20 protein-coding genes are annotated in these 22,683 nt (G+C 39.8%); 12 read left to right on the top strand and 8 right to left on the bottom strand.

Features of this window, described 5'->3' with window-relative positions; all coding sequences use genetic code 11:
- Positions 1–2: 2 nt before the first annotated feature.
- Positions 3–752 (bottom strand): hypothetical protein, encoded by a 750-nt coding sequence (locus ACO6S2_RS14795; RefSeq protein ID WP_422359331.1) that lies wholly within the window; start codon positions 750–752, stop codon positions 3–5.
- Positions 742–1,320 carry an RNA polymerase sigma factor gene (locus ACO6S2_RS14800; RefSeq protein ID WP_422359332.1) on the bottom strand — a complete coding sequence of 193 codons (579 nt, stop codon included), beginning with the start codon at positions 1,318–1,320 and terminating at the stop codon, positions 742–744. The genes ACO6S2_RS14795 and ACO6S2_RS14800 overlap by 11 nt, the downstream gene beginning before the upstream one ends.
- 161 nt (positions 1,321–1,481) lie before the next feature.
- Here ACO6S2_RS14800 and ACO6S2_RS14805 point away from each other — a divergent pair, with 161 nt between their 5' ends.
- The 3 genes from ACO6S2_RS14805 to ACO6S2_RS14815 all read left to right on the top strand — a co-directional run bounded on the left by ACO6S2_RS14805 (position 1,482) and on the right by ACO6S2_RS14815 (position 4,151).
- Positions 1,482–2,033 carry a hypothetical protein gene (locus ACO6S2_RS14805; RefSeq protein WP_422359333.1) on the top strand — a complete coding sequence of 184 codons (552 nt, stop codon included), beginning with the start codon at positions 1,482–1,484 and terminating at the stop codon, positions 2,031–2,033.
- A 121-nt stretch (positions 2,034–2,154) separates the two neighbouring features.
- Positions 2,155–3,363: a cytochrome-c peroxidase gene (locus ACO6S2_RS14810; protein ID WP_422359334.1), complete on the top strand. Its 1,209-nt coding sequence runs from the start codon at positions 2,155–2,157 to the stop codon at positions 3,361–3,363.
- Between the two features lie 17 nt (positions 3,364–3,380).
- Positions 3,381–4,151, top strand: coding sequence for a hypothetical protein (locus ACO6S2_RS14815; protein ID WP_422359335.1), 771 nt, complete (start codon positions 3,381–3,383; stop codon positions 4,149–4,151).
- Positions 4,152–4,234: 83 nt separating this feature from the next.
- Here ACO6S2_RS14815 and ACO6S2_RS14820 read toward each other — a convergent pair whose 3' ends face one another.
- Together ACO6S2_RS14820 and ACO6S2_RS14825 are read right to left on the bottom strand one after the other, a co-directional pair.
- Positions 4,235–6,778 carry a PspC domain-containing protein gene (locus ACO6S2_RS14820; RefSeq protein WP_422359336.1) on the bottom strand — a complete coding sequence of 848 codons (2,544 nt, stop codon included), beginning with the start codon at positions 6,776–6,778 and terminating at the stop codon, positions 4,235–4,237.
- Positions 6,779–6,855: 77 nt separating this feature from the next.
- Entirely contained in the window at positions 6,856–7,212 is a 357-nt protein-coding gene (locus tag ACO6S2_RS14825) for a PadR family transcriptional regulator (protein WP_422359337.1), read from the bottom strand.
- A gap of 435 nt (positions 7,213–7,647) precedes the next feature.
- Between ACO6S2_RS14825 and ACO6S2_RS14830 the strand changes: the two genes are divergently transcribed.
- Together ACO6S2_RS14830 and ACO6S2_RS14835 are read left to right on the top strand one after the other, a co-directional pair.
- Positions 7,648–8,730: a PorV/PorQ family protein gene (locus tag ACO6S2_RS14830; RefSeq protein WP_422359338.1), complete on the top strand. Its 1,083-nt coding sequence runs from the start codon at positions 7,648–7,650 to the stop codon at positions 8,728–8,730.
- Positions 8,717–13,753: a C25 family cysteine peptidase gene (locus tag ACO6S2_RS14835; protein ID WP_422359339.1), complete on the top strand. Its 5,037-nt coding sequence runs from the start codon at positions 8,717–8,719 to the stop codon at positions 13,751–13,753. Before ACO6S2_RS14830 ends, ACO6S2_RS14835 begins: the two co-directional genes overlap by 14 nt.
- Here the strand turns inward: ACO6S2_RS14835 and ACO6S2_RS14840 are convergent, their stop codons facing one another.
- Positions 13,754–14,638: a hypothetical protein gene (locus tag ACO6S2_RS14840; protein ID WP_422359340.1), complete on the bottom strand. Its 885-nt coding sequence runs from the start codon at positions 14,636–14,638 to the stop codon at positions 13,754–13,756. It lies immediately after the preceding gene.
- A gap of 9 nt (positions 14,639–14,647) precedes the next feature.
- Positions 14,648–15,544: a hypothetical protein gene (locus ACO6S2_RS14845; RefSeq protein ID WP_422359341.1), complete on the bottom strand. Its 897-nt coding sequence runs from the start codon at positions 15,542–15,544 to the stop codon at positions 14,648–14,650.
- A 197-nt stretch (positions 15,545–15,741) separates the two neighbouring features.
- On the opposite strand from ACO6S2_RS14845, the gene ACO6S2_RS14850 reads away from it, so the two are divergent.
- The 3 genes from ACO6S2_RS14850 to ACO6S2_RS14860 are packed head-to-tail and all read left to right on the top strand — an operon-like array spanning position 15,742 to position 18,014.
- Positions 15,742–16,284 carry a pyridoxamine 5'-phosphate oxidase family protein gene (locus ACO6S2_RS14850; RefSeq protein ID WP_422359342.1) on the top strand — a complete coding sequence of 181 codons (543 nt, stop codon included), beginning with the start codon at positions 15,742–15,744 and terminating at the stop codon, positions 16,282–16,284.
- A complete protein-coding gene (locus ACO6S2_RS14855) occupies positions 16,285–17,178 on the top strand; it encodes a cation diffusion facilitator family transporter (protein ID WP_422359343.1) in 894 nt (297 codons plus the stop codon). It abuts the gene before it with no gap.
- A 23-nt stretch (positions 17,179–17,201) separates the two neighbouring features.
- Complete coding sequence (locus tag ACO6S2_RS14860) at positions 17,202–18,014, top strand: sterol desaturase family protein (protein WP_422359344.1); 813 nt, start codon at positions 17,202–17,204, stop codon at positions 18,012–18,014.
- Here ACO6S2_RS14860 and ACO6S2_RS14865 read toward each other — a convergent pair.
- Positions 17,966–18,964, bottom strand: coding sequence for an acyl-CoA reductase (locus ACO6S2_RS14865; RefSeq protein WP_422359345.1), 999 nt, complete (start codon positions 18,962–18,964; stop codon positions 17,966–17,968). The genes ACO6S2_RS14860 and ACO6S2_RS14865 overlap by 49 nt on opposite strands.
- Before the next feature lie 106 nt (positions 18,965–19,070).
- On the opposite strand from ACO6S2_RS14865, the gene ACO6S2_RS14870 reads away from it, so the two are divergent.
- From ACO6S2_RS14870 to ACO6S2_RS14885, 4 genes are all read left to right on the top strand, one after another.
- Positions 19,071–19,418, top strand: coding sequence for a 4Fe-4S dicluster domain-containing protein (locus tag ACO6S2_RS14870; RefSeq protein ID WP_348306928.1), 348 nt, complete (start codon positions 19,071–19,073; stop codon positions 19,416–19,418).
- Positions 19,419–19,579: 161 nt separating this feature from the next.
- Positions 19,580–20,617 (top strand): alpha/beta hydrolase, encoded by a 1,038-nt coding sequence (locus tag ACO6S2_RS14875; protein ID WP_422359346.1) that lies wholly within the window; start codon positions 19,580–19,582, stop codon positions 20,615–20,617.
- A gap of 42 nt (positions 20,618–20,659) precedes the next feature.
- On the top strand, positions 20,660–21,268 hold the full coding sequence (locus tag ACO6S2_RS14880) for an acyl-CoA thioesterase (RefSeq protein ID WP_422359347.1): 609 nt from the start codon (positions 20,660–20,662) through the stop codon (positions 21,266–21,268).
- A gap of 15 nt (positions 21,269–21,283) precedes the next feature.
- A complete protein-coding gene (locus ACO6S2_RS14885) occupies positions 21,284–21,763 on the top strand; it encodes a hypothetical protein (protein WP_422359348.1) in 480 nt (159 codons plus the stop codon).
- Between the two features lie 5 nt (positions 21,764–21,768).
- Here the strand turns inward: ACO6S2_RS14885 and purU are convergent, their stop codons facing one another.
- A complete protein-coding gene (gene purU / locus ACO6S2_RS14890) occupies positions 21,769–22,638 on the bottom strand; it encodes a formyltetrahydrofolate deformylase (protein ID WP_422359349.1) in 870 nt (289 codons plus the stop codon).
- Between the last annotated feature and the right edge of the window lie 45 nt (positions 22,639–22,683).

The following is a 22,683-nucleotide window of genomic DNA, read 5'->3' on the forward strand; positions in this document are numbered from 1 at the left end:
TATTATTTATTTAAGTTTTTGACGTTATTCTTTTTTGAGTTTTTTTGAAAGAGGTTGTCTTTGGCATCTCTAATATCTGCCCAGAGTTCTCCTGGTTTTATTTCGCGGGTTTGCTCCCATATTTCCTTTATTTTGTTCCCACTGGTTGTATCAGTCTTTTGTTCAGCAATCATCTCTTCTTGTTTAGGCAATGACCTACTTCCACGCTTATAGGTGATTCTGATAGATTTGATTTTTTTCTTTGTAGCCTGATTTTCTGTTTTGGGAGTTTCGATTTCAGCTTCTGCCAATTGCGTTTCTTCTATTTCCAATATTTCATCAGTTTCCATCACTTCAGTTTCCTTATCAGTTTCTGATTTTGCCAGAGGCTGTGTTCGCTCCAAAGGTTCCGCTGTTTTTAACACAACTGTAGACCGTTGTACTTCTTTAATAGGCTCATCAAGTTCCGCCACCAACTGTGGTTCATCCTGCATTTCGTTAGCCACTGGCTCTTTTTCCTGTATTAGCTTAGAAGAAACTTCAATTAAGGCCACTTGATCTTCGGTTGGCGATTCATTATTCCATAGGAAGGCCACCCAACCGGAAACAAGTAATATCAACACTGCCGCAGCCACCCGCCATATCGTAAAGACAGGAGCTTTCTGCTTTTCGTCGAGCATGGCTTCCAGCTTTCCCCAGCTATCCACCTTTGGCACAGATGGAGAATTTTTCAGTTTATCTCGAAATAACTTATCCGTCTCTTTAGCTTCCATTGTCTCTCTTTTTAAGTTCCCTTTCGTTTTCTGCTAACTTCTTCTGCAGTAAACTTCTTGCTCTACTCAACTGCGATTTGGAAGTATTAACAGAAATCTCTAGCTGTTCTGCAATCTCTTTGTGATTGTACCCCTCAATCGCATACAGGTTAAAAATGGTTTGATACCCTTGTGGCAATTCCCGAATCATCAACATCAAATCTTCCGCTTCTAGGCTTTGATCTGCTGTTTCAAAATCCACAGCCGGATTGATTTCATCCAAATCCACTTCTTTGTACAACTGCCTATTGTTTCTTATCCATTCCAGACAAGTCGTCACCATAATTCTTCTAATCCACCCTTGAAAACTACCCTCACCCTTAAACTGATCTATCTTTCCAAAGACCTTCACAAATCCACTGAGCATCATTTCTTCAGCCATATCCACATCACTGATATATCGTCTACACACAGTGAGCATCACCGGAGCCTGCTGCTCATATAGCAGCTTTTGAGCGCGCCTGTCTTGACGCTTGCACTGACGGATCAGCTCAGATTCGGAGTTTATTTGACCTATTTTGAAACCCATTGGTTATGAATTCATGGACAAGATGCAGATTGGTTGCATCGGGTTGCATCGGTTTGTAAATTTATTGAATTAATAAATGAACCGCGTGAAACAATATCGGAGCTCTAGGTATGATTAGTTAGGTAACATTGAATATCTTAATCACTACAAACGAATCAACTATGAAAATCACTACCATCCTATTTAGTTTCCTTTTTACATTCAGCAGCTTTGCTCAGGAGTCAGATGCTATCGGCTCTATATTTCCAGAAATGCCGACTGAAGATTTGTTTGACAATAGCATTTCACTCCCAGATGATATAAAAGGAAAGTACTCAATCATTGGGCTGGCCTACAATAAAAAATCAGCGGATAAAATGCCTAACTGGGTGGTACCCATATACAAAAAGTTTATCGCAGAGCCTCCGGGATTGCAAATAGGCTATGATGTCAATACTTACTTTGTTTACATGTTCAGTGGCATGACTGTGGCTCTAAAGGATGTAGTAAAAAACAAAATGATGAATGAAATGGATGAGGTACTCAAGCCACACACTCTCTTTGAGACGGGTGAACTAAAAAGTTATCAGAAGATTCTAGATATGCTGGGCAGAAAAGACACGCCCTATTTTTTCATACTAGATCCGGAAGGTAAAATCCTGTGGGCCACCAGAGGTACGCCGCGTGAATCTAAAATCAATAAATTGGCTTCTTATATAGATGAAAGCAAGTGACATGCGAACAAGTTTCGACCAAGCGTCCTAAATACCAGATGAATACTGGCTAATACTCTTTAAAACTCAGGAGGGTTAAATACATCTATCGCGTTTTATATTAAACAAATAAACACGTGATATGAAGATTTCATTTTATCAGTTTTCCCTAATTACACTTACAATTTTCCTTTACTCCTGCGATGCAATGGAGTCCGAAGAGATTGAGGTTTCGCCCAATCTTTCATTTGATATGGTGATGGCCACCTTTGGTGACAACCTCGACCCAACAAACCTTCCCAACTACGCAAATCAAGCTATTCCTAACTATATCAATGAGGATAACACTGGCGGCAATAGCATCACAGATGGCGGGGCTCTTTTAGGTCGTGTACTGTTTTACGACAAAAAGCTTTCTTCTGATAACACTATCTCCTGTGCCAGCTGTCATCAGCAAGCCTTTGCCTTTGGGGATCAAGCCATAGCATCAGTTGGGGTAAATGGTTCTACTGGTCGTCATAGCATGCGATTGGTCAATGCTAGATTCGCAGAAGAGGAGAACTTCTTTTGGGACGAGAGGGCAAGTAGTCTGGAAGAGCAAACTACCATGCCTATTCAGGATCATGTGGAGATGGGCTTTAGCGGACAAAATGGTGACCCTGATATCGATAGTCTCATTAATAAATTGGATACTGAAGGTCACTATCAAGAGCTATTTACCTTGGCATTTGGAGATAGCGAAATCACTGAATCTCGCATGCAGAACGCCCTCGCCCAGTTCATCAGGAGTATTGTTTCTTTTGATTCGAAATATGATATGGGTAGAGCATCCTCGGGTAACAACAATGACAACTTTTCCAATTTTACGGATTTAGAAAATGAAGGCAAAAGGCTATTTATGCAAAGAGCTGACCTGAATAATCAGGGCGTAAGAGTAGGTGGCGGTCTAGACTGCAACACCTGCCATCGAGCACCTGAATTTGATATTGATCCTGACTCTAGAAATAATGGAATAATAACCGCGCTAAATGGCGGTGCGGATACCGAGGTGACTCGATCACCATCACTAAGAGACTTATTTGGGATCGACGGCTCAGCCAATGGTCCATTTATGCACAATGGTTTCTCTACTGATTTTGACGATGTGTTGGAGCATTATGAAAGTGTACCGATGGGCAACAATACAGACCGAAGGCTTTCGGCTGACGGAGGACGCCGAGGGGGTGGCGGTGACATGGTTCGAAACTTAGCCATTACTGACCAAGAAAAAGCAGCCGTTTTGGCCTTTATGAAAACGCTGACTGGAAGCAACATCTACATCGATGAAAAGTGGTCTGATCCTTTTGAGTAATTTTATACATTTGGCTCATGGGATTTAATCAGCAACAAAAGCGTAAGCTTAAAGAAGTGGTGAATGGGCAACATACTTACTTTGATCAGCTAGAATCTCAGATAAATGAGCTCAAAAATCAGGCGAAATTTCTTAAAGGGAGGATTGATGAAAATTCTAAGAATTTAGGCTGGAAAGAAAAATTGTTTGGTGGCAGCCTTGGTGGAAATAAAGAGTTAGCTGAACTGGTAAAGAGCACTGAAAATGAATTACAAAAGGTTGAGTCCACCTTGGAAAAACTAGGTAAAGAGCTTAAAGAAAAGCCAGATATAATTAAAAAAGAATTGACTAACGCCCTAAAGGAAATAGATTCTTACTTTAAAAAATTAACTGATGATAGAACTTTGCACTATGACTTATACAAGGCAAGCAAAAAATATGAGGAACTTTTGAAAAAAGCTCATCAAGGAGTCATTGATGCATTATTATTTCTAAGTTGGGAAAAGTTAATTAATCACCCTGAAGCTAGTGAAAAGCTAAATGGATTCAAGAATGAAACTTTAAAGTATCAGAAGATTGTGGATAAATTAAGAGATAACTCTTCAACTCAACCTATACCTGCGGCTAACTTGATTGATTTGATAAAATTTGATTCGCAAGAAGTCGCAATGTCAAGCTTTAAAAAGTTACTAAGTCAAACCTCAAAATATAAAAAATACACCGACAGCTTTTTAATTCAGTCAAAAAAAGAAATCCAGGAGTACAGAAGAAAGGCCTATGAGGAGGTGACTGATCAACATCTCGATTGAAACTTTAAAGAAACAAAAAACCCTGACGTCCCGATAGCAATCGAGAGTCAGGGTTAGACTATAAACTTGAAATGTGTTCTTTTTTAACGACCTGATCTTTTCACGGTACTCAGTTCTTCTTCATTGATGACATTCACATCAGCGTCACCTTTGTATCGGACAGTGCTTAAACCATTAGCATCTACGGAGAGTCGCCGGTTGGCATTCACTCGGACATTTGAGGCTCCAGATGCAGAAACATCAGCGGTTTCAGATTCATGATCGTAAGCCTTGAGTGTAGAAGCACCAGATACATCTACTTCCAGATACTCAGATTCTCCTTCCAGATCTAAGGAGCTTGCTCCATTTAAATAAATTTTTAGTTCCCTAGCCTCCAAATTCATTTCTCCAGAAGAGGCACCTCCCAGGTCAATTTCCAAATCATCTACTTCAAAATCTTTGAGTTCGAAGTAGGATAATCCTTTGCTATTGATTTTTTCCAGCCCAGGCATGGTGATAAATACATCCAATCGGAATTCATCATCAAGGTCCTTAAGAATATCCCACTTTCTACCTGCCATATCTATCTCTAAAATGTTTCCATATTTTTTAATCAGCACATCTTGTTTGTAGCGTTCTCTACCTTTCACTTCTATTTTATAATCATCTCCCTGAGTGATGTAAACATTGTAGATACCTCCTACTTCCAACTCATCAAAATCTACTATATCAAAGCTCATAGGTTCGCCGTCGTATGACTTCACCTTATACTTATCCTTTCTTTTAGATTTAGACTTCAATTTAGATTTTGAACTTTTTCGATCACCTCGGTCCAATAAACCTTTAGAGTTATATCGTTCGCTGCAGGTCAGGCAATCCAATCCATCTTCTGTAAAAATCCATTCGTTGGTGGTTGTGATTTGCCAGCTCCTATAGCCATTGCGGTTGAAGGTATGTTCAATAATATCAACCATGTCATCATCCATGACAAATTTTTGATTGTATGGGATATACAAAGTCATGTCTAGTTCCTGAGCTCTGAACTTCGACCTGTTTTTAAAAGAATAATCTGAATCAAATATCAATTCATTATCTTTTTGACGCACCTCATAAGTTATCATCTGAGCATTCTTTTCAGCTTCTTGACGAGATCTGCCATGGGCTTCATATCTGAGGTCTAGTCGAACGACAGAATCCTTATGGCCACGCAATTTCAGACTGGTAGCATCTATTCCACGAAAGTCCACATAGTCCAGGGTCAAAAGGATCGGTTCAGCCCTGTTCAGGTCAAATGTTCTGGATTCTCTATATGAACCTTCATTTCTGAACTCTCCTATGACGCTAGGTACTGCAATAGATAAACTAATTAGGCAAATGACCCAAACACCAAATATTGACCACCCTAATGGGGCTCGAAGCACCATACGCTTAGTGATAATCGAAATGCCTAACAGACACAACACTAAAAATGGGATAAAGGCTGTTAAAAAAACGGCTAGAAAAGTAAATCCAGAAACACTCTCTGCCAAGATTCCGGCGGGTAAGAAAGTAGCACTAATCCAATCTCCAAAACCAGTAAACAGTCCAAGCAGTACACCAGCCGCTACAAACAAGCTAATCATACCTGATACACCAATCATTGTGATCACGATACCTGCAAAGACTCTGACAACATCCATCAGTACTCTTGAAAAAGGCCCTAACAAGCCACCCAAGGCTGTGAACAAGGCAGCGATCAATCGAAATGGAAAAAGTAAAACTTTAGCCACAGCACTTTCTTCACCTTCTTCTTGTTTTAAACTTTTCTTGACGTTGTGTTCAATATTTGACAGTGTGACCGGCTCTCCTTGCATCTGCATTTTGTCGGTAAGAGACTTGGCGACAGGTGTAATCATCCATAATATGATGTAAATGATCAGACCTGTTCCACCAAGGAAAATAGATAGCACGAAAATCAGTCGAATCAAAGTAACATCCGCTGCAAAATAAGCAGCAATACCACTAGACACTCCTCCCAACACCTGATTGTCAGGATCCCGAAACATCTTTTTTACTTCTTCATCATCTCCCAGAGTGGTTGACCCAGGGATGACTATCCAAAGAATAATATAAGCCATGAGTACCGCTCCACTCATAAAGCTTACGAATATGTTGAGCAGAAGCAATACAGCTATCAATCGAATCCAGAGTGGGTCAATGCTGAAATAATAAGCAATACCAGCAGCCACACCACCAATGACCTTTCTTTTTTCATCACGGTGAAGCTTTTGTTTTCCTGGATCATTTGCATCATGAGCTCGTTGTTCTTCTTTTTGCTTTTCTTTTTTCTCCTGTTTCTCTTCGGAAGTAGGCTCTTCTTCAGTGTGAGCTGGTGCATCATCCTCGAGTGCCTCAAAATCAGCCACTGTTCCCATGGTATCAATCAAAGATTGGACATCATCATGATTAATGATTTGCTTGCCGTCGTCTAGTTTGGACAAGAATATCTCCGCCACCCTACTTTCAATATCTGCAATGATCTCGGCGCTATCTTCATAGTTAGAAAAATAGTTATTGATGGTTTCTAAATACTCCTTCAGTTGAGCATATCCATCTTCTTCTATATGAAAAATAATACCGCTTATATTGATACTAATATTTTTCTTCATTGTCTTTTATTTTATACTTGATCCAACAGAATGGCATCCCATTGGGAAATTTCGGTTTATAGTTTTGTTGAAGGTTTTCATGATTTGGCTGTTTTGGTTTTTGACACCTTTTTGGCACTTATCTTTTTAGTAGACGACACTAATTCCTTCCAAGTATCATCTAATTTACCTAAAAACTCACTCCCCTCATCGGTGATAGTGTAATACTTCCTAGGTGGCCCTGATTTGGACTCCACCCATTTGTAATCTACCAATCCAGCCTTTCTGAGGCGAGTAAGCAGTGGATACAGCGTACCCTCTACTACCATGATTTTTGCTGAGGTGAGTTCTTCGAGCATATCTGAAGCGTATACCTCTCCTCTCGAAATGATTTGCAAAATGCAAAACTCGAGAATGCCCTTTCTCATCTGTACTTGTGTGTTTTCTATCTTCATATCCAATTGTCTTGGGCTTTGCTCAACTCAACAAGCTTCCTACAATCTGGAAGACAAGTGCGAACAAGAGAAAAATTAAAATAATCATAGTCTTGAATTTTTGTGAGTTTAGTTAGCATCGAACTTGAGTTAGGTTCGACGCATATTTTGAAATTCTTTTTGACCTTGCTAACTCTATACGGAATAGTACCTTGCAAGGCCAAGTACTGGGTGAAAAAAATTACATTTTGTTATTTTTCTTTATTCAGTTCAATAAATTATTTAAATAATTATAATTTATTCTCTTCGTTTAGATGTTATACTTCCAAACAGGTAAGAAGAACCTCCGATTTTCAACCCCATTAATCCGGAATCAAACGAGAAATTCATCAGACTCATAGAATATAATTGAATAGCAAAGTGAGAGTATTTAGATTTGTTGAGATAGTTCAATTGATGCACGTGAGAATAGTCATTGCCGCCATCCTGGGATGGCTATGTATTTCCAACTCCTTTGCTCAGTCCAATACACCAAAATATAGTAATGAATTTTTGGCGATTGGAGTGAACGCGCGTGCTTTGGGTATGGCTAGTGCCTTTACTTCTGTAGCGAATGATGCAAGCGCTGGCTACTGGAATCCATCGGGGCTCACTCAACTCGAATACAAGTACGATGTTTCCCTCATGCATGCCCAATATTTCGCAGGTATTGCAAACTACGATTATCTAGGCTTCGCTACTCAAATTGATTCCATCAGTTCACTTGCCTTTTCTGTTATTCGATTTGGAATAGACGACATCCCTGACACGAGGTTTTTGTATGATGCCAATGGTGCACTCAACTATGACAACATTCAATTCTTCTCTGCCTCAGACTATGCATTTCTCTTTTCCTATGCCAGAAAACTGGATATACTTGGAGGCGTTGATGTAGGAGGTAATGCCAAAATCATTTATCGACATGCCGGTAATTTTGCATCTGCTTGGGGTTATGGGATAGACCTGAGTGCGACAAAGTCATTCAACCAACTTAACCTAGCAGTAATGCTCAGGGATATCACAGGCACTTATAATTCCTGGTCGCACAACACCGAACTGGTCGCAGATATTTATACGCAGACTGGCAATGTAATTCCTGAAAACTCGATCGAGATTACTTTACCAAGAGCCATTCTAGGTGCCAGCTATCAATTTACCATCAAGCAAAAATTTGGATTGCTCGTGGCCATGGATCTAGAGACTACTTTCGATGGAAAAAGAAACACATTGATCAAGTCAAACACCATTTCTATTGATCCAAAGATAGGAATAGAAGCCAGCTATATATCAAAATTCTTTCTTCGATTTGGCGCAGGCCAATTTCAAGAGATTCAAAACTTTGACCGTACTACTTCCACCGTCTATCAACCCAATTTTGGTGTAGGCGTCAAACTCCAAAATTTTAATATCGACTATGCACTCACTGACATAGGAGATCAGGCTGAAACACCATACTCTCATGTTATTTCACTTAAACTTGGATTTGATGATAAGAAATAAGTGTTATATCACCTTGGCATTCTTATGCATACTAACTACTACCATGGCACAACCTTATGGCAACGAATGGATAGATGCAAATCAGCGTTATTTCAAAATCAAAATTGGTGAGGATGGAATTTACAGAATGACCCAGCCAGAGTTGGCCGCCTCTGGTTTTCCCGTAACTATAGTAGATCCAAGAAGAATACAGCTGTACCATCAGGGCCAAGAAGTGGCTATACATGTGGAGGGTCAAATCGATGGGAGTTTTGATGCATCAGACTATTTAGAATTTTATGCAGAGAAAAGCGATGGAAGTATTGACACCCAGCTGTATAATGACCCCGCTAATCAGCCACACACTTACTACAATATTTTTTCCGACACGGCTGCCTACTTCTTAACCTATAAGGTTAACCTTGAAACCGGCCTCCGAATGAACGAATTTTCGGAAAACAACACAGGTGGTTTACCTGCTGAAAATTATCACATTGAAGAGAGCCTGTTATTAAAAACAGACGCCTATTATGAAGGTCAGAGCTATGGTTCGGACAACAAGATCGTACTCCCTACTTATGATCGAGGGGAAGGCTGGACCGGCAGTTTTGCAAGCTTAGGCCAAAGTTTGGATAATACGATTAGCGGGTTAAACAATCAAGTACAGGATGATATCAATCCATCTATCGAAGTCATGCTCGTAGGAGGTAATAACAACAGTCATAATGTCACCATTTTCGTAGGGCCAAACTCAGGGTCGTTAAGGGAAATTGCCACCGCTTCCTTCGATGCAGATGAAAATTATTTAGTTTCAGAGCAGATCAACTGGACCGATATGACTGGAGGTAGCATGCTTGTGAGAGCTACAGTAAATGGAGTTGCTGGAGCTGCTGACCGTGTTTCTGTTTCTTACATAAAAGTAGACTATAGTAAGGGATATGATATGGGATCAGCCAATAATAATCGGTTTGTCATGAAAACAAACGGTGGCAATAAGTCCTATATAGAGGTAAGTAGCGCTCCTTCTAACATTGTCCTTTATGATATTTCCACAAGAATAACCCCAATATCAATAGGCATAAACGAAGGCACCGGTACATTCAATGCTGTCATTGACAACACAGCTACTCAAAGGACGCTATTTGCTCAGTCAGGACTAAAGACAATTACATCCTTTGAAGAAGTATCTTTCAACCTATTCAACCCAGCCAATTACAACTACCTGATGATCAGCCACAGTGATCTAAGAGGAAACACCAGCAGTGGTCAGGGAGATCAGGTGACTGCCTACAAAAACTATCGAGAATCCGTAGCAGGAGGCGGGTATACCGTGCTAGACATCGACATTGAAACCATCTTCAATCAATTTAACTACGGCAACCCCTCTCCCCTTGCCATTAGAAATTTCTGTGAATACATCTACGACAATGGTACTCCCGAATTCCTTTTCCTAATTGGGAAAGCATCAAATGTGCAAGCCAATTACTACAGGCAAGATCCTACGACAACGACTACCAGACATTTCATTCCTACGTATGGCTATCCTGGAGCAGATGTTCCCTTTTCTGCTGGCTTTGATGGAGGTGATGGATATGGTGTGATCGCAACAGGGCGAATAAATGCTACAGAACCAGATCATATCGAAGCTTATTTAAATAAAGTCATTGAGGAAGAGGCACTACCCTTTAATACGTTAAGGCAAAAAAACCTCGTTCATCTTAGCGGAGGCAACACCGAATCTGAACTCAATGTATTTCGCTCATACATTGACGGCTTTGCCAGTATAGCAGAAGGTGAGCTTTTAGGAGGAGAGTCTGCTCAACTCTCTAAAAACAACAACAGTGCGGTTGAGTTTATCAATATATCAGATGAAATAAATGACGGTGTCATGATGGTCACTTTCTTTGGTCATTCCAGTGGTAGTATTACTGACATAGAAATTGGAGAAGTTTCGGATCCTGCATTCGGCTATTCCAACAAAGGCAAGTATCCCATTTTTATGGTGAACGGATGTCTGGCTGGAGACTTTTTCAGTGAAAACGAATCCTTCGGTGTAGACTGGATTATCACACCAAACTTAGGCGCGTTGGGCTTCATGGCACACAGTCATGTAGCTTTTTCTAATAACCTGAGAAGGTACACGAACCTCTTTTATACCATTGGCTTTACAGATGAGTCATTCATCAGCAAGTCTGTAGGAGAAATCAAGAAAGAAACTGCCTTAAGGTTTATCAATACTTATGGCTCATCAGAGTCATCTATTTCTCAGGTTCAGCTTGTAAACCTCCAAGGTGACCCCGCAGTCAAAATATTCGGACCGGACAAACCGGATTATGACATAAACGAGGCTTACATCAAGGTTGAAACTTTTGATGGATCTGAGTTGCTAGCTACAGTAGACTCATTTTACCTTGAGATGAATATTCGAAATTTTGGAATCTATGCTACTGACACTTTTGATATTTCAATAACGAGGACCTTCGCAGACGGCAGTACTAAAATATACGGACCTGAATTATACGATCAAGTACTAAGAGAAGATACTGTCCAGTTTACCATAGACAATGAAGTGAGTAATCCCTCAGGTTTAAATACTTTCACCATCAATCTGGATCCATTCAATCGAATAGACGAAATGGACAAAACCAACAACACTGCTTCTATCGATGTATTTTTATCTTCAGGCAGCACATTCAATTTGTTTCCTAGCAATCTATCCACACAGTCCGAGCCTAGCCAAACCTTCTATTTTCAGTCTTCAAACTTACTAGTTGGCACAAGATCGTTCGACATTGAAATAGACACCTCAGCAACCTTCGACAGCCAGTACTTAATTAGTCAAACTATCAGTACAAAAGTCATTGGCAAGCTAGATATTAATCTCGAAGGCAAAGGAAGCATTCCCAACAGTAGAGTCTTCTATTGGCGAACCCGATTTACGGACCCGCAACCTTCTGAAGGTGATGAGTGGGTTACAAGTTCTTTTATATTTGATAGAAATCTTGGTGAAGGCTGGGCACAAAACAACCCAGTTCAATTTACTGAGGCTATTACTGAAGGACTTGATTTAGAACCCAATACTGGCGTATGGAGTTTTCAATCTCCCACATTACAGCTTGAGGTTCAAAACTATGGATCGAATCATTCAAGTTTCGATTATCAAGATACAGAAGTACTACTCAACGATCGCAACTACTTCATTACCAACTCCCATGCCGATCCTGGATGTAGAAACAACACCATTAATTTTCTAGCGTTCAAGCGACAGTCTACGGTACCATTCAAACCCGTTTCACCACCAGGATTCGATGAGCTGCAGCCGCTAATTTGTGGTGTCCTCCCTCAAGTGATATTTAACTACACTTCTGGGGATATGAGCAATGCATCATATGGTCCTGAAGCTTTTATTGATAACCTAGAAAATGATGACAAAGTATTGATTTTTTCACTAGGTGCAGTCGATTATTCTACTTGGTCAAATGAATTTAAGGATGCTTTGGAAACCTTAGGCTTTGACAGGACTAATTTAGATGCACTTCAGGATGACGAACCTGTTATTATGTTTGGTGCAAAAAATATGGCAGCCGGTACTGCAAGAATTGACACCTCAGGTGTAGTTCCCAAAAACGCACAACAACTTCAGCTAACAGAAACAATAAATGGTAGTTATGACACCGGGGAAATTTCTTCAGGACTCATAGGACCGGCCTTGTCCTGGTCACAGTTAACTGCTGATATTCAAGATTCTGGTAATCCAGGCGATGATTCAAAGACACTATCGATATATGGAGTTAAACAGGATCGAACGGAGGACTTACTAGATCAGAGCACCTCTTTAAACAATTTTGATTTGAGTAATGTAGATGCTAACCTCTACCCATATACCAGGGTGCAATTAGAAATAAGTGATCCAGTACTTCAGACTCCACACCAACTCAAATCATGGAGAGTGGACTATGAGACGGCTCCTGAGGGTCTATTGCTTGTAAACAGTCAAGAAGGGACCTCCAGCCCGATAGAACTTCAGGAAGGACAGCCCTACAATGCTTCCTATACATTTTGGAATTTCTCCAAAAAAGAATTCTCAGACTCAATCAAAGTGAATTATGAACTCTTAAATGTTAGTAGTAGCATTTCACATTCCGATTCTCTTAATCTTTCTCCTTTAAGTGCGGGTGATTCTGCCCAGTTTGATTTTGATTTTGCAACGATGGGTAATCTGGGACTCAATGATTTGATTTTAAACACTAATCGAAACTATCCAAACGAAGTGTATTCATTCAATAATTCAGCCCGTTTTTCAAACTACCTCATGATCGATCCTGATGAGACCAATCCTTTGGTTGATGTATCCTTTGATGGCATACAAATCATGGATGGTGATATCGTATCTCCTACTCCTTCTATAGAAATACATCTGAATGACGAAAATTCATACCTATTGAAAGAAGACACAACAGGTATTAACATCTACCTGAAAAGGCCTTGCGAAACATGTGACTTCGAACGTATCGCTTTCAGCAGCGCAACAATGGCCTGGTCTCCTGCTACTCCTGAAGAAGACTTTAAAAGTACATTCACTCCCGAACGGCTGGATGATGGTATCTACGGTCTACGAGTTTTAGCCAATGACGCTTCTGGCAATCCTTCTGGTTTGAAACCTTATGAAATCAACTTTGAAGTAATAAATGCCTCAACCATTACCAATTTCTATCCCTACCCTAATCCATTCTCTTCTAGTACACGATTTGTATTCACTCTTACAGGCTCAGAGTTTCCAGAAGACATTAAGATTCAAATTCTTACTATTTCTGGAAGAGTTGTTAAAGAAATTTTCATGGATGAGTTAGGCCCTATCAACATTGGAAATAACAAAACCGAATATGCCTGGGATGGTCATGACAACTATGGTGATCAGCTGGCCAATGGGGTATACTTGTATAGAGTTCTAATAAAAAATCCTGGAGAGAACTTCAAACATAGAGAAACTTCAGCAGATCGTGGATTTAAAAATGGGTTTGGCAAAATGTACCTGTTGCGATAATCAGTGTAAGATCATATTGATCTTTTGTACTACCTCGTCTAAATCTCGAGCGTTTCTTTTAATATTCTTAATTTGATTCTTACTCGCACCTTCCACATCTTCCTGATTCAGAATTTCCAACAAACTCAGAATATTTGACAATGGTCTTCTAACTACATGCGCATTGTCGTACGCATAGGCTTCCAATTCCTTATTCCGATTTTCTAACTCTAAGGTGCGTTCATGAACCAACTCCTCCAAGTTATTCTGAATATCCCTGATTTGCTCTTGCTGATTGCTCAGTAGCTGATTTTTTATTTGCAACTCAGTATTTAACTTATCCAAGTTTTGGTTTTGTGCTTCTATATCCTCTCGTTCTTGATCAAATCTTACTTTAATGAAAACGACAACAGCTGCTACAATTGCCGAGTTGAACAGGTAGTTGAAAGAAAGTGGGTTGATTAAGTTTTCCGTTGAATTGATGCTAAGCAGTACTTGAGGTTCCGCATCCAAAGTCAGAATAATGTTGACCAAACTCAGCGACACAATCATAAACAGTCGAGCTTTTCCATTCAATACCCCCAGAAAAATTACACATATTGAAAAGTAGATATAGGTTGCAGATCCTTCTACTCCTCCTAAATATTTCCAATACAAAACAAACATGGGCAGCCAGGTCAAGCAGTACCAGTTGGTCATTTGAATAGGGTTCGCTACTTTCGACAGTGCTACCCAAGTGATTAGTGCAATCACGCAAGAAATAGTATCCAACGTTGTGATAGTCTGATCAGCATCAAACCATAAATCTTTGACCACGCCCAAAAACCAAAATACAACAGAGCCTATTAAAACTATTTTAAATAGTTTTAATTCGTTGTATTCGATATCTGAGCTAACTGGAATCAAACGCTTTTCTTAGTTTTTCGGATTATAATAATTGCCATTTTTCAATTTGCTAGTGACAGATCTAATGGCGGATTGCAAATGATCAGCAGACTCCATAAGTAAAGTACCCATAGGGGTTTGCTTTGTTCCTTTATCTAATTTATCAATTGAACTAACAGTTGATTCCAAATAAGGCCCAATTTCAAACAGCGTAACAGACAGGTATTTTTCAATGGATTCACGCTGTCCAATCAGCTTTTCACTGCGCTGCTGGATATTTTCTTCCAACCAACTATTTGATTTTTGCAACATGGCTTTTTGCTCCTCCAGTTGCACATTTTGGTTTTCCAATACCTTAATTTTTGACTCTAAGCTCTTTTGATTTCTCCTTAGGTCCTTTCGTTTATTATCAAACTGTGACTTGTGGTATAACAAGGCGACTGTGACCACCACTGTGACCCATAGATAATGATAAACATTCATATCACCAGGGTTCAATTGTGGCATCAAATCAATATGAAAAATAGCAACATATAACAGAGCAACCTCAAGTAGGACACAGCTTACCACAAAAAACACGAGCCACCTTCCATTATTAATCAAGGCAATCAGTATCATCCCTCCGATGAAGTAATATTCACCCATTCCTCTGATTCCATTGAGCAATATCCAATTGGCACACAAGAAGCCCACCATCAAGAAAGAAAAGGGAACTGCTATGTATTCAAAGCGAATTCTGAAGCGTAGAAAAATAAGTGGCAGCAAGAAGATTGCACAAAGCGAACAATCAACGATAAAATCCAAATTGACAACCTCTAGTGGGAGGTCTCTATAGATAGCAACCACCATTCGCATGACGCCAGCTATACAACCCACTGTCAATATATCAGATTCGAATTGTCTATTTTGGTGCTTGTAGAAATGCATTTCGCCTGGGTCAGTTACTCTAAAATAACTGTTTTGATATATGATTGAGGCAATTATGAATAGATTTCGACGAAAACATGAAGGCATTTCATCTAATTCTTCCACCTCACTTTCAAGTAAGTGCTAATTTTCCAGTCTAAATTAAAACATCCCATCAGCGGTTAATTCGTTCTATAAGAAATTAAATATCACACTTTATGTCAAAGCTCATTACATCGATCGATGAAAAAACACGAAAATTCATAGAAGCACAACAAATGTTTTTTGTGGCCACAGCAGCCACAAGCGGCAAAATCAATCTATCTCCCAAGGGAACGGATTCTTTCAGAATTATCAACCCCACGCGAGTAGCCTGGCTTAACCTCACTGGCAGTGGAAACGAAACAGCTGCTCACATCCTGGAAACCAACAGGATGACCATTATGATGTGCGCTTTTGATGGCAAACCAAATATCATGAGAATCTACGGATCAGCAAAAGCGATCTATGAGCAGGATGAAGAATGGGCTACCTATGGACCACTTTTTAAGAAGAATACTGGAGCCAGACAAATTTTCGTGGTTGACGTGGAATACGTCCAACACTCCTGCGGAATGGCTGTGCCACTATATGATTTTGTAGAACACCGAGATTTGTTGGATATTTATCATGACAAAAAAGGCAGAGAAAAAGTAAAAGAATACTGGCAAGAGAAAAACATGACTTCCCTCGACGGTCTGCCTACTGGACAAAAAGTATAAATGGCTCATCACCATCACGGACATGATCATCACCATCATGATGTAGACAACATCAAGACAGCATTCTTCCTTAACCTTGGATTTACTGTCATTGAAATAGTCGGCGGCCTGTATGTCAACAGTGTGGCTATCATTTCTGATGCTATTCATGATTTAGGTGATAGTTTGAGTTTAGGTATATCGTGGTACTTTCAGAAAATTTCTCACAAAGGCAGGACCCACACTTTTTCGTACGGGTACAAGCGATTTTCAGTACTCAGTGCCATTCTGAATTCAGTGGTGCTTTTGGTTGGTTCTATTTTTATCTTGATGGAAACCATACCTCGTCTAATCCAACCAGAACAACCAGACGCGAAGGGTATGATTGTTTTGGCTATACTAGGAGTCATAGTAAATGGAGCTGCCGTACTCAAAACTAGAAAAGGAAAAACAGCGAACGAAAGAGTAGTTTCTCTCCACTTACTAGAAGATGTATTGGGCTGGGTGGCAGTGCTTGTTGGAAGTATTGTCATGAACTTCTTCGACCTACCAATTCTTGACCCTATTCTTTCTCTTATGATAGCAAGCTATATTTTATTTAATGTTTTCCGCAACTTAAAAAACAGTCTTAAAATCATTTTACAGAGTATCCCTCCAGATGTAAATACCTCAGAGTTAGAGAATCAACTTCGAGAAATCCAACATGTGAGTAAAGTCCATGATATGCACACCTGGACTATGGACGGTGAATATCACATTATGACCGTTCATTTGGTTCTTGATGATGATGTTGATTTGGATACTGGAGCAAGGATTAAATCAAAAGCCAGAGCCATACTAAAAGCTGGAGAAATCGATCATGTGACCATTGAATTAGAGTCTCCCAATGAGCATTGCGATCTGGAAGAGTGCTAGTTTTTGATTAAATTCAAATCTCTATGGATTTTGAATTAGTAATCAATATTTGGAAACGAATCATAGTAGTGGATTTTCTACGCTACTTCATATTTGCCTCAGGCAGTTACTTACTGATTTGGGTAATCTTGAAGAAACCGTTGGAACACCTCATCATTCAAAAAAAGTTACCTAGCTTAAAAAGAAAACTCTCTGAGTTTTCCTATTCAATGTCCACAGTTTTAGTTTTCTCAATGATTGGCACTTCCATACACTATGCTAAGACACATGGAGGTACTCAGATATATCAAGATATTGGTGAATTTGGGTGGCCGTGGGTATTTATCAGCCTTGCTATCATGATTCTATTCCATGATTGTTACTTCTATTGGACACACAAATGGATGCATCATAAAAGTGTTTTCAAATATGTACATAAAGTCCACCATCAATCTACCAATCCATCCCCTTGGGCAGCCTATGCTTTTCACCCTTTAGAAGCAGTGGTCCAAGCAGCTGTATTCCCTATATTGATTTTTTCAATACCGCTACACTCTATTGCGATATTTTCCTTTCTCATTTACATGATCACTCGAAATGTCATGGGACATTTGGGCTTTGAGCTATTCCCAAAAAACTTTGTAAATAGCAAATGGCTTAACTGGCACACAACTACGACGCATCACGACATGCATCACAAACATTTCAATGCCAATTACGGACTATACTTTAGCTGGTGGGATCGCTGGATGGGTACTGAACACAAAGCTTACCAAGAGACCTATAATGAGGTGAAATCTAGGAAAATTCAAGATAATTCAGTCAAAAAAGCCATGGTATCCACGCCATCAGCATAGTCGGAAACGGCTGGTTTTTGCGCTTGTCCAAATGGAATATAGCTCACTCCTACTACGCACTGAATTTTATCATCATGTTCGCTTAAAAGAGATTCCAATTCTTTTTCGTCCGTATATTCCTGATAATATAAAACGGATATTGGCGACACCATTTCATCGCTTTCTCGAACCAATAAGAACTCGGTATCTAGGAATGGTTCTCGATTTACCAAGTAGATAGACTTATTGTAATCGTAATTATTTCGATACTTGTGATGACGTATGATTGGCTCAAAAGACTTCAGATTGTCTAACAATGGTTTAAAATCGTATCCTTTTGGAACAAAGGCTTTGGATACATTTCGACAGCCCAAACCATAATACTGAAAAATATCTCTTCCCAAATTTTCAAAGTCCTCAACCGTCTCCTGCCCTGTCAATACAGCCACTGAGGTTCGGTTTTTTCGAATCACATTGGGTTTGTTTTTGAAATAGTATTCAAAATATCGGGCAGAATTATCACTTCCTGTAGCAATGAAGGCGTCTGCTTCATTCAATCTTTCTACAAAAGTCACTTGAGGCTCAAATTCAGGTTGAATTTTAAAAAGTTCATTCAGAACAAACTTCAGCAGCACCCCATCCTTTGAACTCACCTTGATCAACAAATGATGCCCGGAGAGCAGCACACACATCACGTCATGAAATCCCACCAACGGAATGTTTCCTGCTGCAATTACACCAATTTTCTTTGGTTCAATCGAATTGAGATCATAGACTGATAGCCACTGCTCGATTTCTGATTGATTCAAGAACAAACCAATTCCTCCTATAGCAAGCTTGATATTGTCCTCTACGAACCAAGCATTTTCGTTCAAAGCACCCAGACACAGCTCATTTAGCTCATCTTTAGAAAGATTTTTCAAACGATTTCCAAGGCTTTCAAAGGATTTTATTCTGTCAATCAACAACATAAATCAAATAAATCAGTATAGTTAAACTAACCTGCCAAACATTTTGGCGCGTAAAATTAATCAGTATTTTTGCACACTTATTTTAAGTATCAATAAATAAACGGAAATGGCAATAATTATTACCGACGAATGCATCAACTGCGGAGCTTGTGAGCCAGAATGCCCAAATACTGCGATCTACGAAGGTGGTATCGAGTGGGACTGGGCTGGTGGTACTAGCTTGACCGAAGTTGAACTGGAAGACGGTACTCAGGTGGATGCCAATGCACCACAAGAGCCCGTTGATGAGGATTTGTATTACATTGTTCCTGGAAAATGTACTGAGTGTAACGGCTTCCATGAAGAACCACAGTGTGCAGCTGTTTGTCCGGTGGATTGTTGTGTGGATGATCCAGATTACGTAGAAACAGAAGACGAGCTTTTGGCTAAAAAAGCTTGGTTGCACAACGAGTAAAAGACAATATACCCAAAGCCTGTCTTTGGCAACAATGATATAGATACCATCCCGAAATTCGGGATGGTTTTTTTATGTCCAACTTTTCCAAAATCAGATCTTTAAAAAAGCTTTTAAGCTAGCTTATTGTCTAATTCATGTTTCTGACCGACCTTTCTAATATGAAGAAGCGATACAAGATCATCATTGCATTTATATTATTGGTATTCTTAGCTTATTGGCAAGGACCACGACCTATCTTCGAACGAGTGTCTGATGAGATACCAACCTTATCGATCTCCATTGATCAGATAGACAGCACCATTGCTGCTTTTGAAAGTCAATTTCCAAACATCAAACCAGAAAACGAGTCTCGTATCGTATGGGCTGATTCAGTAAGAAAAACCCCATACGCCATGGTTTACCTGCACGGGTTTTCAGCAGGAGTCATGGAATCAAACCCTGTACATCAAACACTCGCAAAGAAATACGGTTGCAACTTGTATCTTGCTCGATTGTCACATCATGGTCTCAGTGGTGACGACGCCTTTGAAGGTCTGACTCCGGCTGCACTCATGAATTCTGCAGCAGAGGCTATTGCCATTGGTCAAATTATTGGAGAAAAGGTCATTTTAGTATCCTGTTCTACCGGCGGTACACTTTCCATTTTTTTGACTGCCCATAACCCTCAGGCTATCGCAGCACAAATTCTTTATTCCCCTAATACAGCCATTGATGACCCCACCGCTATACTCTTAAACAAACCTTGGGGTAGAGAACTGACCCGTGCGGTAATCGGTGATTATAAAGTCGGTGACTCTACTAAAGTGGGTACGCCCATCGAACGCTATTGGACCCTCACCTATCGCTCTGAGGCACTGATCGCTCTACAAGAATTACTAGACCAAACTATGCAGGACGAGGTCTTTGAAAAAATAGTATCACCATATTTCATAGGTTACTACTACAAAAGCGACGAGGAATCCGATCATGTCATTTCAGTACCTGGTATTTTGGATTTTGACAGCAAAACAAATACTCCTGATGAACTCAAACGAGTGATCGCCTTTCCAAATGTCGATAATCATGTAATGGCTTCTGACCTGCAATCGAACGATATCAATAGTGTAATCGAAGAAACCAGTCTTTTTATAGAGGAAGTATTGAATATCAAACCGGTTCAATATGATACTCTTAATTTGCCCAAGGAGAATTTATAAATCTTCTAATTCTAAATCACTCCGTCGGAAAACCGCCTAATTATGGCTAATTTGGCCCTTTCTAATCCAAAACCAGAACACATGCATAAGGCTGAAGCGAAATCTGTTAGCTATTCTAAAACAACAATAACTGAATTAATGATCCCCTCCTACGCCAATTTTGGTGGCAAGATTCACGGGGGTATTTTGCTTTCTTTGATTGATAAAGTGGCCTACGCCTGTGCCAGCAAACATGCAGCGAATTACTGCGTAACTGTGTCGGTCGATAACGTGGATTTCTTAGAGCCCGTAGAGGTTGGTGATTTGGTTCACCTTAAAGCTTCTGTGGTTTACGTGGGTAACTCATCTCTTGTAGTGGGCATCAACGTGATTGCCGAAAATGTAAAAGAAGGCACCCTCAAAAAAACCAACAATTCATACGTAACTATGGTGGCCAAAGGCGAAAATGATAAACCTACTCAGGTTCCTGAATTGATTCTGGAATCACAAGAAGAAGTGCGACTGTTTCTGGAAGCAATAAAACGAAAGGAGCTGAAAAAAGACTATCGTCAGAAAGTAAAAGAAGTGACCAATATGCTCGCTGACAATACACCAAAGGATCTGCTCGAAGGAGAACGATGTGAGTTGAATTTGAAGAAGTTTAGTTTATAGATTCAAATTTTGAAAATGAAGCGACTAACCCTTTTTATTCTCGTTTTCTCCTTTTTGGAGTCAAAAGCACAAGAGAAATTCACCTTGGACAACTACGACAGTTATTTTATGTTGTCGAATTATGAAACTACATCAAACAAAGTAGCTTTTACTATTGAAGAGAGTTGTGCAATTTTTATTAATCCGACAAGCAACCAAATATTGATGCTCAAAAAAGAATATGGTGAAAGTGATTTTTATACGATTGCTGATGATACGAATTGGTATAATTACAAAGCATCTGAAAAGCTTGAAAAACTCAATATAAAAATATTAAACCTTGAGTCTGGCATACTCAAATTTGCTGGCCAGTCTGAAACTTGGACACTTGATTTATCGCAACCTGGAGCTCCAGAATGGAATTTTCTCCTATTTAATATAAAAAAGGCACCTTTGATAAGCTCAACCGTCGATGTCACAGATTCAGAATTAAAAAAATACTTTGATATTGATTAACGTAGTTAATCCTCCGTCTCCGGAAATACGATCGTTCGATTACCTGTTACGATGATTCTATGATCCAGGTGGTACTTGACTGCTTTACTTAGCACCTTTCTTTCAATATCTGAACCAATTTGCGCCAAGCTGGCCGGTGTGCTGGCATGTGAGACACGCTCCACGTCTTGCTCTATGATTGGCCCTTCGTCCAGATCGTCGGTGGCATAGTGCGCCGTAGCGCCAATCATCTTCACTCCTCTTTCGTATGCTCTTCGGTATGGATTAGCCCCCTGAAAGGCTGGCAAGAAAGCATGATGAATATTGATGATCTTTTCTTGGTAGTGATTGATGAATTCTGAAGAAAGAATACGCATAAATCTGGCCATGACAATCAAGTCTATTTGATGCTCAGCCATCAACTTCAATATGACGTCCTGCTGGCCGGCCCAGTTCTCGCCACTGATAGGTAAAAAATGAAACGGGATATTAAACTGATCGGCTACATACTTGATGGATTCATGATTGGATATGATCAAAGGTATATGGCAATGCAGTTTGCCTTCACCGTGCTTTTCCAAAATATCAAACAAACAATGTGTTGTTTTTGAAGCCAACAAAGCCACATTTTCTTTGTCTTCTGTGAAGTGCACCCTCCAATTCAAAGACAAGGTCTCAGCCACTTTAGCAAACCTTGTTTTGAGCTCTTCTCTACTATAACTTAAATCTGATGCATCAAGGCTCACACGCATAAAATACGCTTCCTGAATATTGTCGGTAAACTGCTGACAACTCAGGATATTGAATCCTTCTTCGAAGAAAAAAGTGGTGACTTTGGAAATGATCCCCTTGCTGTCGTGGCATTGGATCAGAAACGTGATTTTGTGATCGGACATAGTTTCCCTGAATTTCTAAGTGGGAATGTTGTCGAGTCAAAGATA

The organism is Reichenbachiella sp. (assembly GCF_965233835.1).
GTDB lineage: Bacteria > Bacteroidota > Bacteroidia > Cytophagales > Cyclobacteriaceae > Reichenbachiella.

Bases quoted from the DNA above. Each gene is read 5' to 3' on its own strand.
- ACO6S2_RS14795 (WP_422359331.1), bottom strand. From the start codon at position 752: ATGGAAGCTAAAGAGACGGATAAGTTATTTCGAGATAAACTGAAAAAT.
- ACO6S2_RS14800 (WP_422359332.1), bottom strand. From the start codon at position 1,320: ATGGGTTTCAAAATAGGTCAAATAAACTCCGAATCTGAGCTGATCCGT.
- ACO6S2_RS14805 (WP_422359333.1), top strand. From the start codon at position 1,482: ATGAAAATCACTACCATCCTATTTAGTTTCCTTTTTACATTCAGCAGC.
- ACO6S2_RS14810 (WP_422359334.1), top strand. From the start codon at position 2,155: ATGAAGATTTCATTTTATCAGTTTTCCCTAATTACACTTACAATTTTC.
- ACO6S2_RS14815 (WP_422359335.1), top strand. From the start codon at position 3,381: ATGGGATTTAATCAGCAACAAAAGCGTAAGCTTAAAGAAGTGGTGAAT.
- ACO6S2_RS14820 (WP_422359336.1), bottom strand. From the start codon at position 6,778: ATGAAGAAAAATATTAGTATCAATATAAGCGGTATTATTTTTCATATA.
- ACO6S2_RS14825 (WP_422359337.1), bottom strand. From the start codon at position 7,212: ATGAAGATAGAAAACACACAAGTACAGATGAGAAAGGGCATTCTCGAG.
- ACO6S2_RS14830 (WP_422359338.1), top strand. From the start codon at position 7,648: ATGCACGTGAGAATAGTCATTGCCGCCATCCTGGGATGGCTATGTATT.
- ACO6S2_RS14835 (WP_422359339.1), top strand. From the start codon at position 8,717: ATGATAAGAAATAAGTGTTATATCACCTTGGCATTCTTATGCATACTA.
- ACO6S2_RS14845 (WP_422359341.1), bottom strand. From the start codon at position 15,544: ATGCATTTCTACAAGCACCAAAATAGACAATTCGAATCTGATATATTG.
- ACO6S2_RS14850 (WP_422359342.1), top strand. From the start codon at position 15,742: ATGTCAAAGCTCATTACATCGATCGATGAAAAAACACGAAAATTCATA.
- ACO6S2_RS14855 (WP_422359343.1), top strand. From the start codon at position 16,285: ATGGCTCATCACCATCACGGACATGATCATCACCATCATGATGTAGAC.
- ACO6S2_RS14860 (WP_422359344.1), top strand. From the start codon at position 17,202: ATGGATTTTGAATTAGTAATCAATATTTGGAAACGAATCATAGTAGTG.
- ACO6S2_RS14865 (WP_422359345.1), bottom strand. From the start codon at position 18,964: ATGTTGTTGATTGACAGAATAAAATCCTTTGAAAGCCTTGGAAATCGT.
- ACO6S2_RS14870 (WP_348306928.1), top strand. From the start codon at position 19,071: ATGGCAATAATTATTACCGACGAATGCATCAACTGCGGAGCTTGTGAG.
- ACO6S2_RS14875 (WP_422359346.1), top strand. From the start codon at position 19,580: ATGAAGAAGCGATACAAGATCATCATTGCATTTATATTATTGGTATTC.
- ACO6S2_RS14880 (WP_422359347.1), top strand. From the start codon at position 20,660: ATGGCTAATTTGGCCCTTTCTAATCCAAAACCAGAACACATGCATAAG.
- ACO6S2_RS14885 (WP_422359348.1), top strand. From the start codon at position 21,284: ATGAAGCGACTAACCCTTTTTATTCTCGTTTTCTCCTTTTTGGAGTCA.
- purU (WP_422359349.1), bottom strand. From the start codon at position 22,638: ATGTCCGATCACAAAATCACGTTTCTGATCCAATGCCACGACAGCAAG.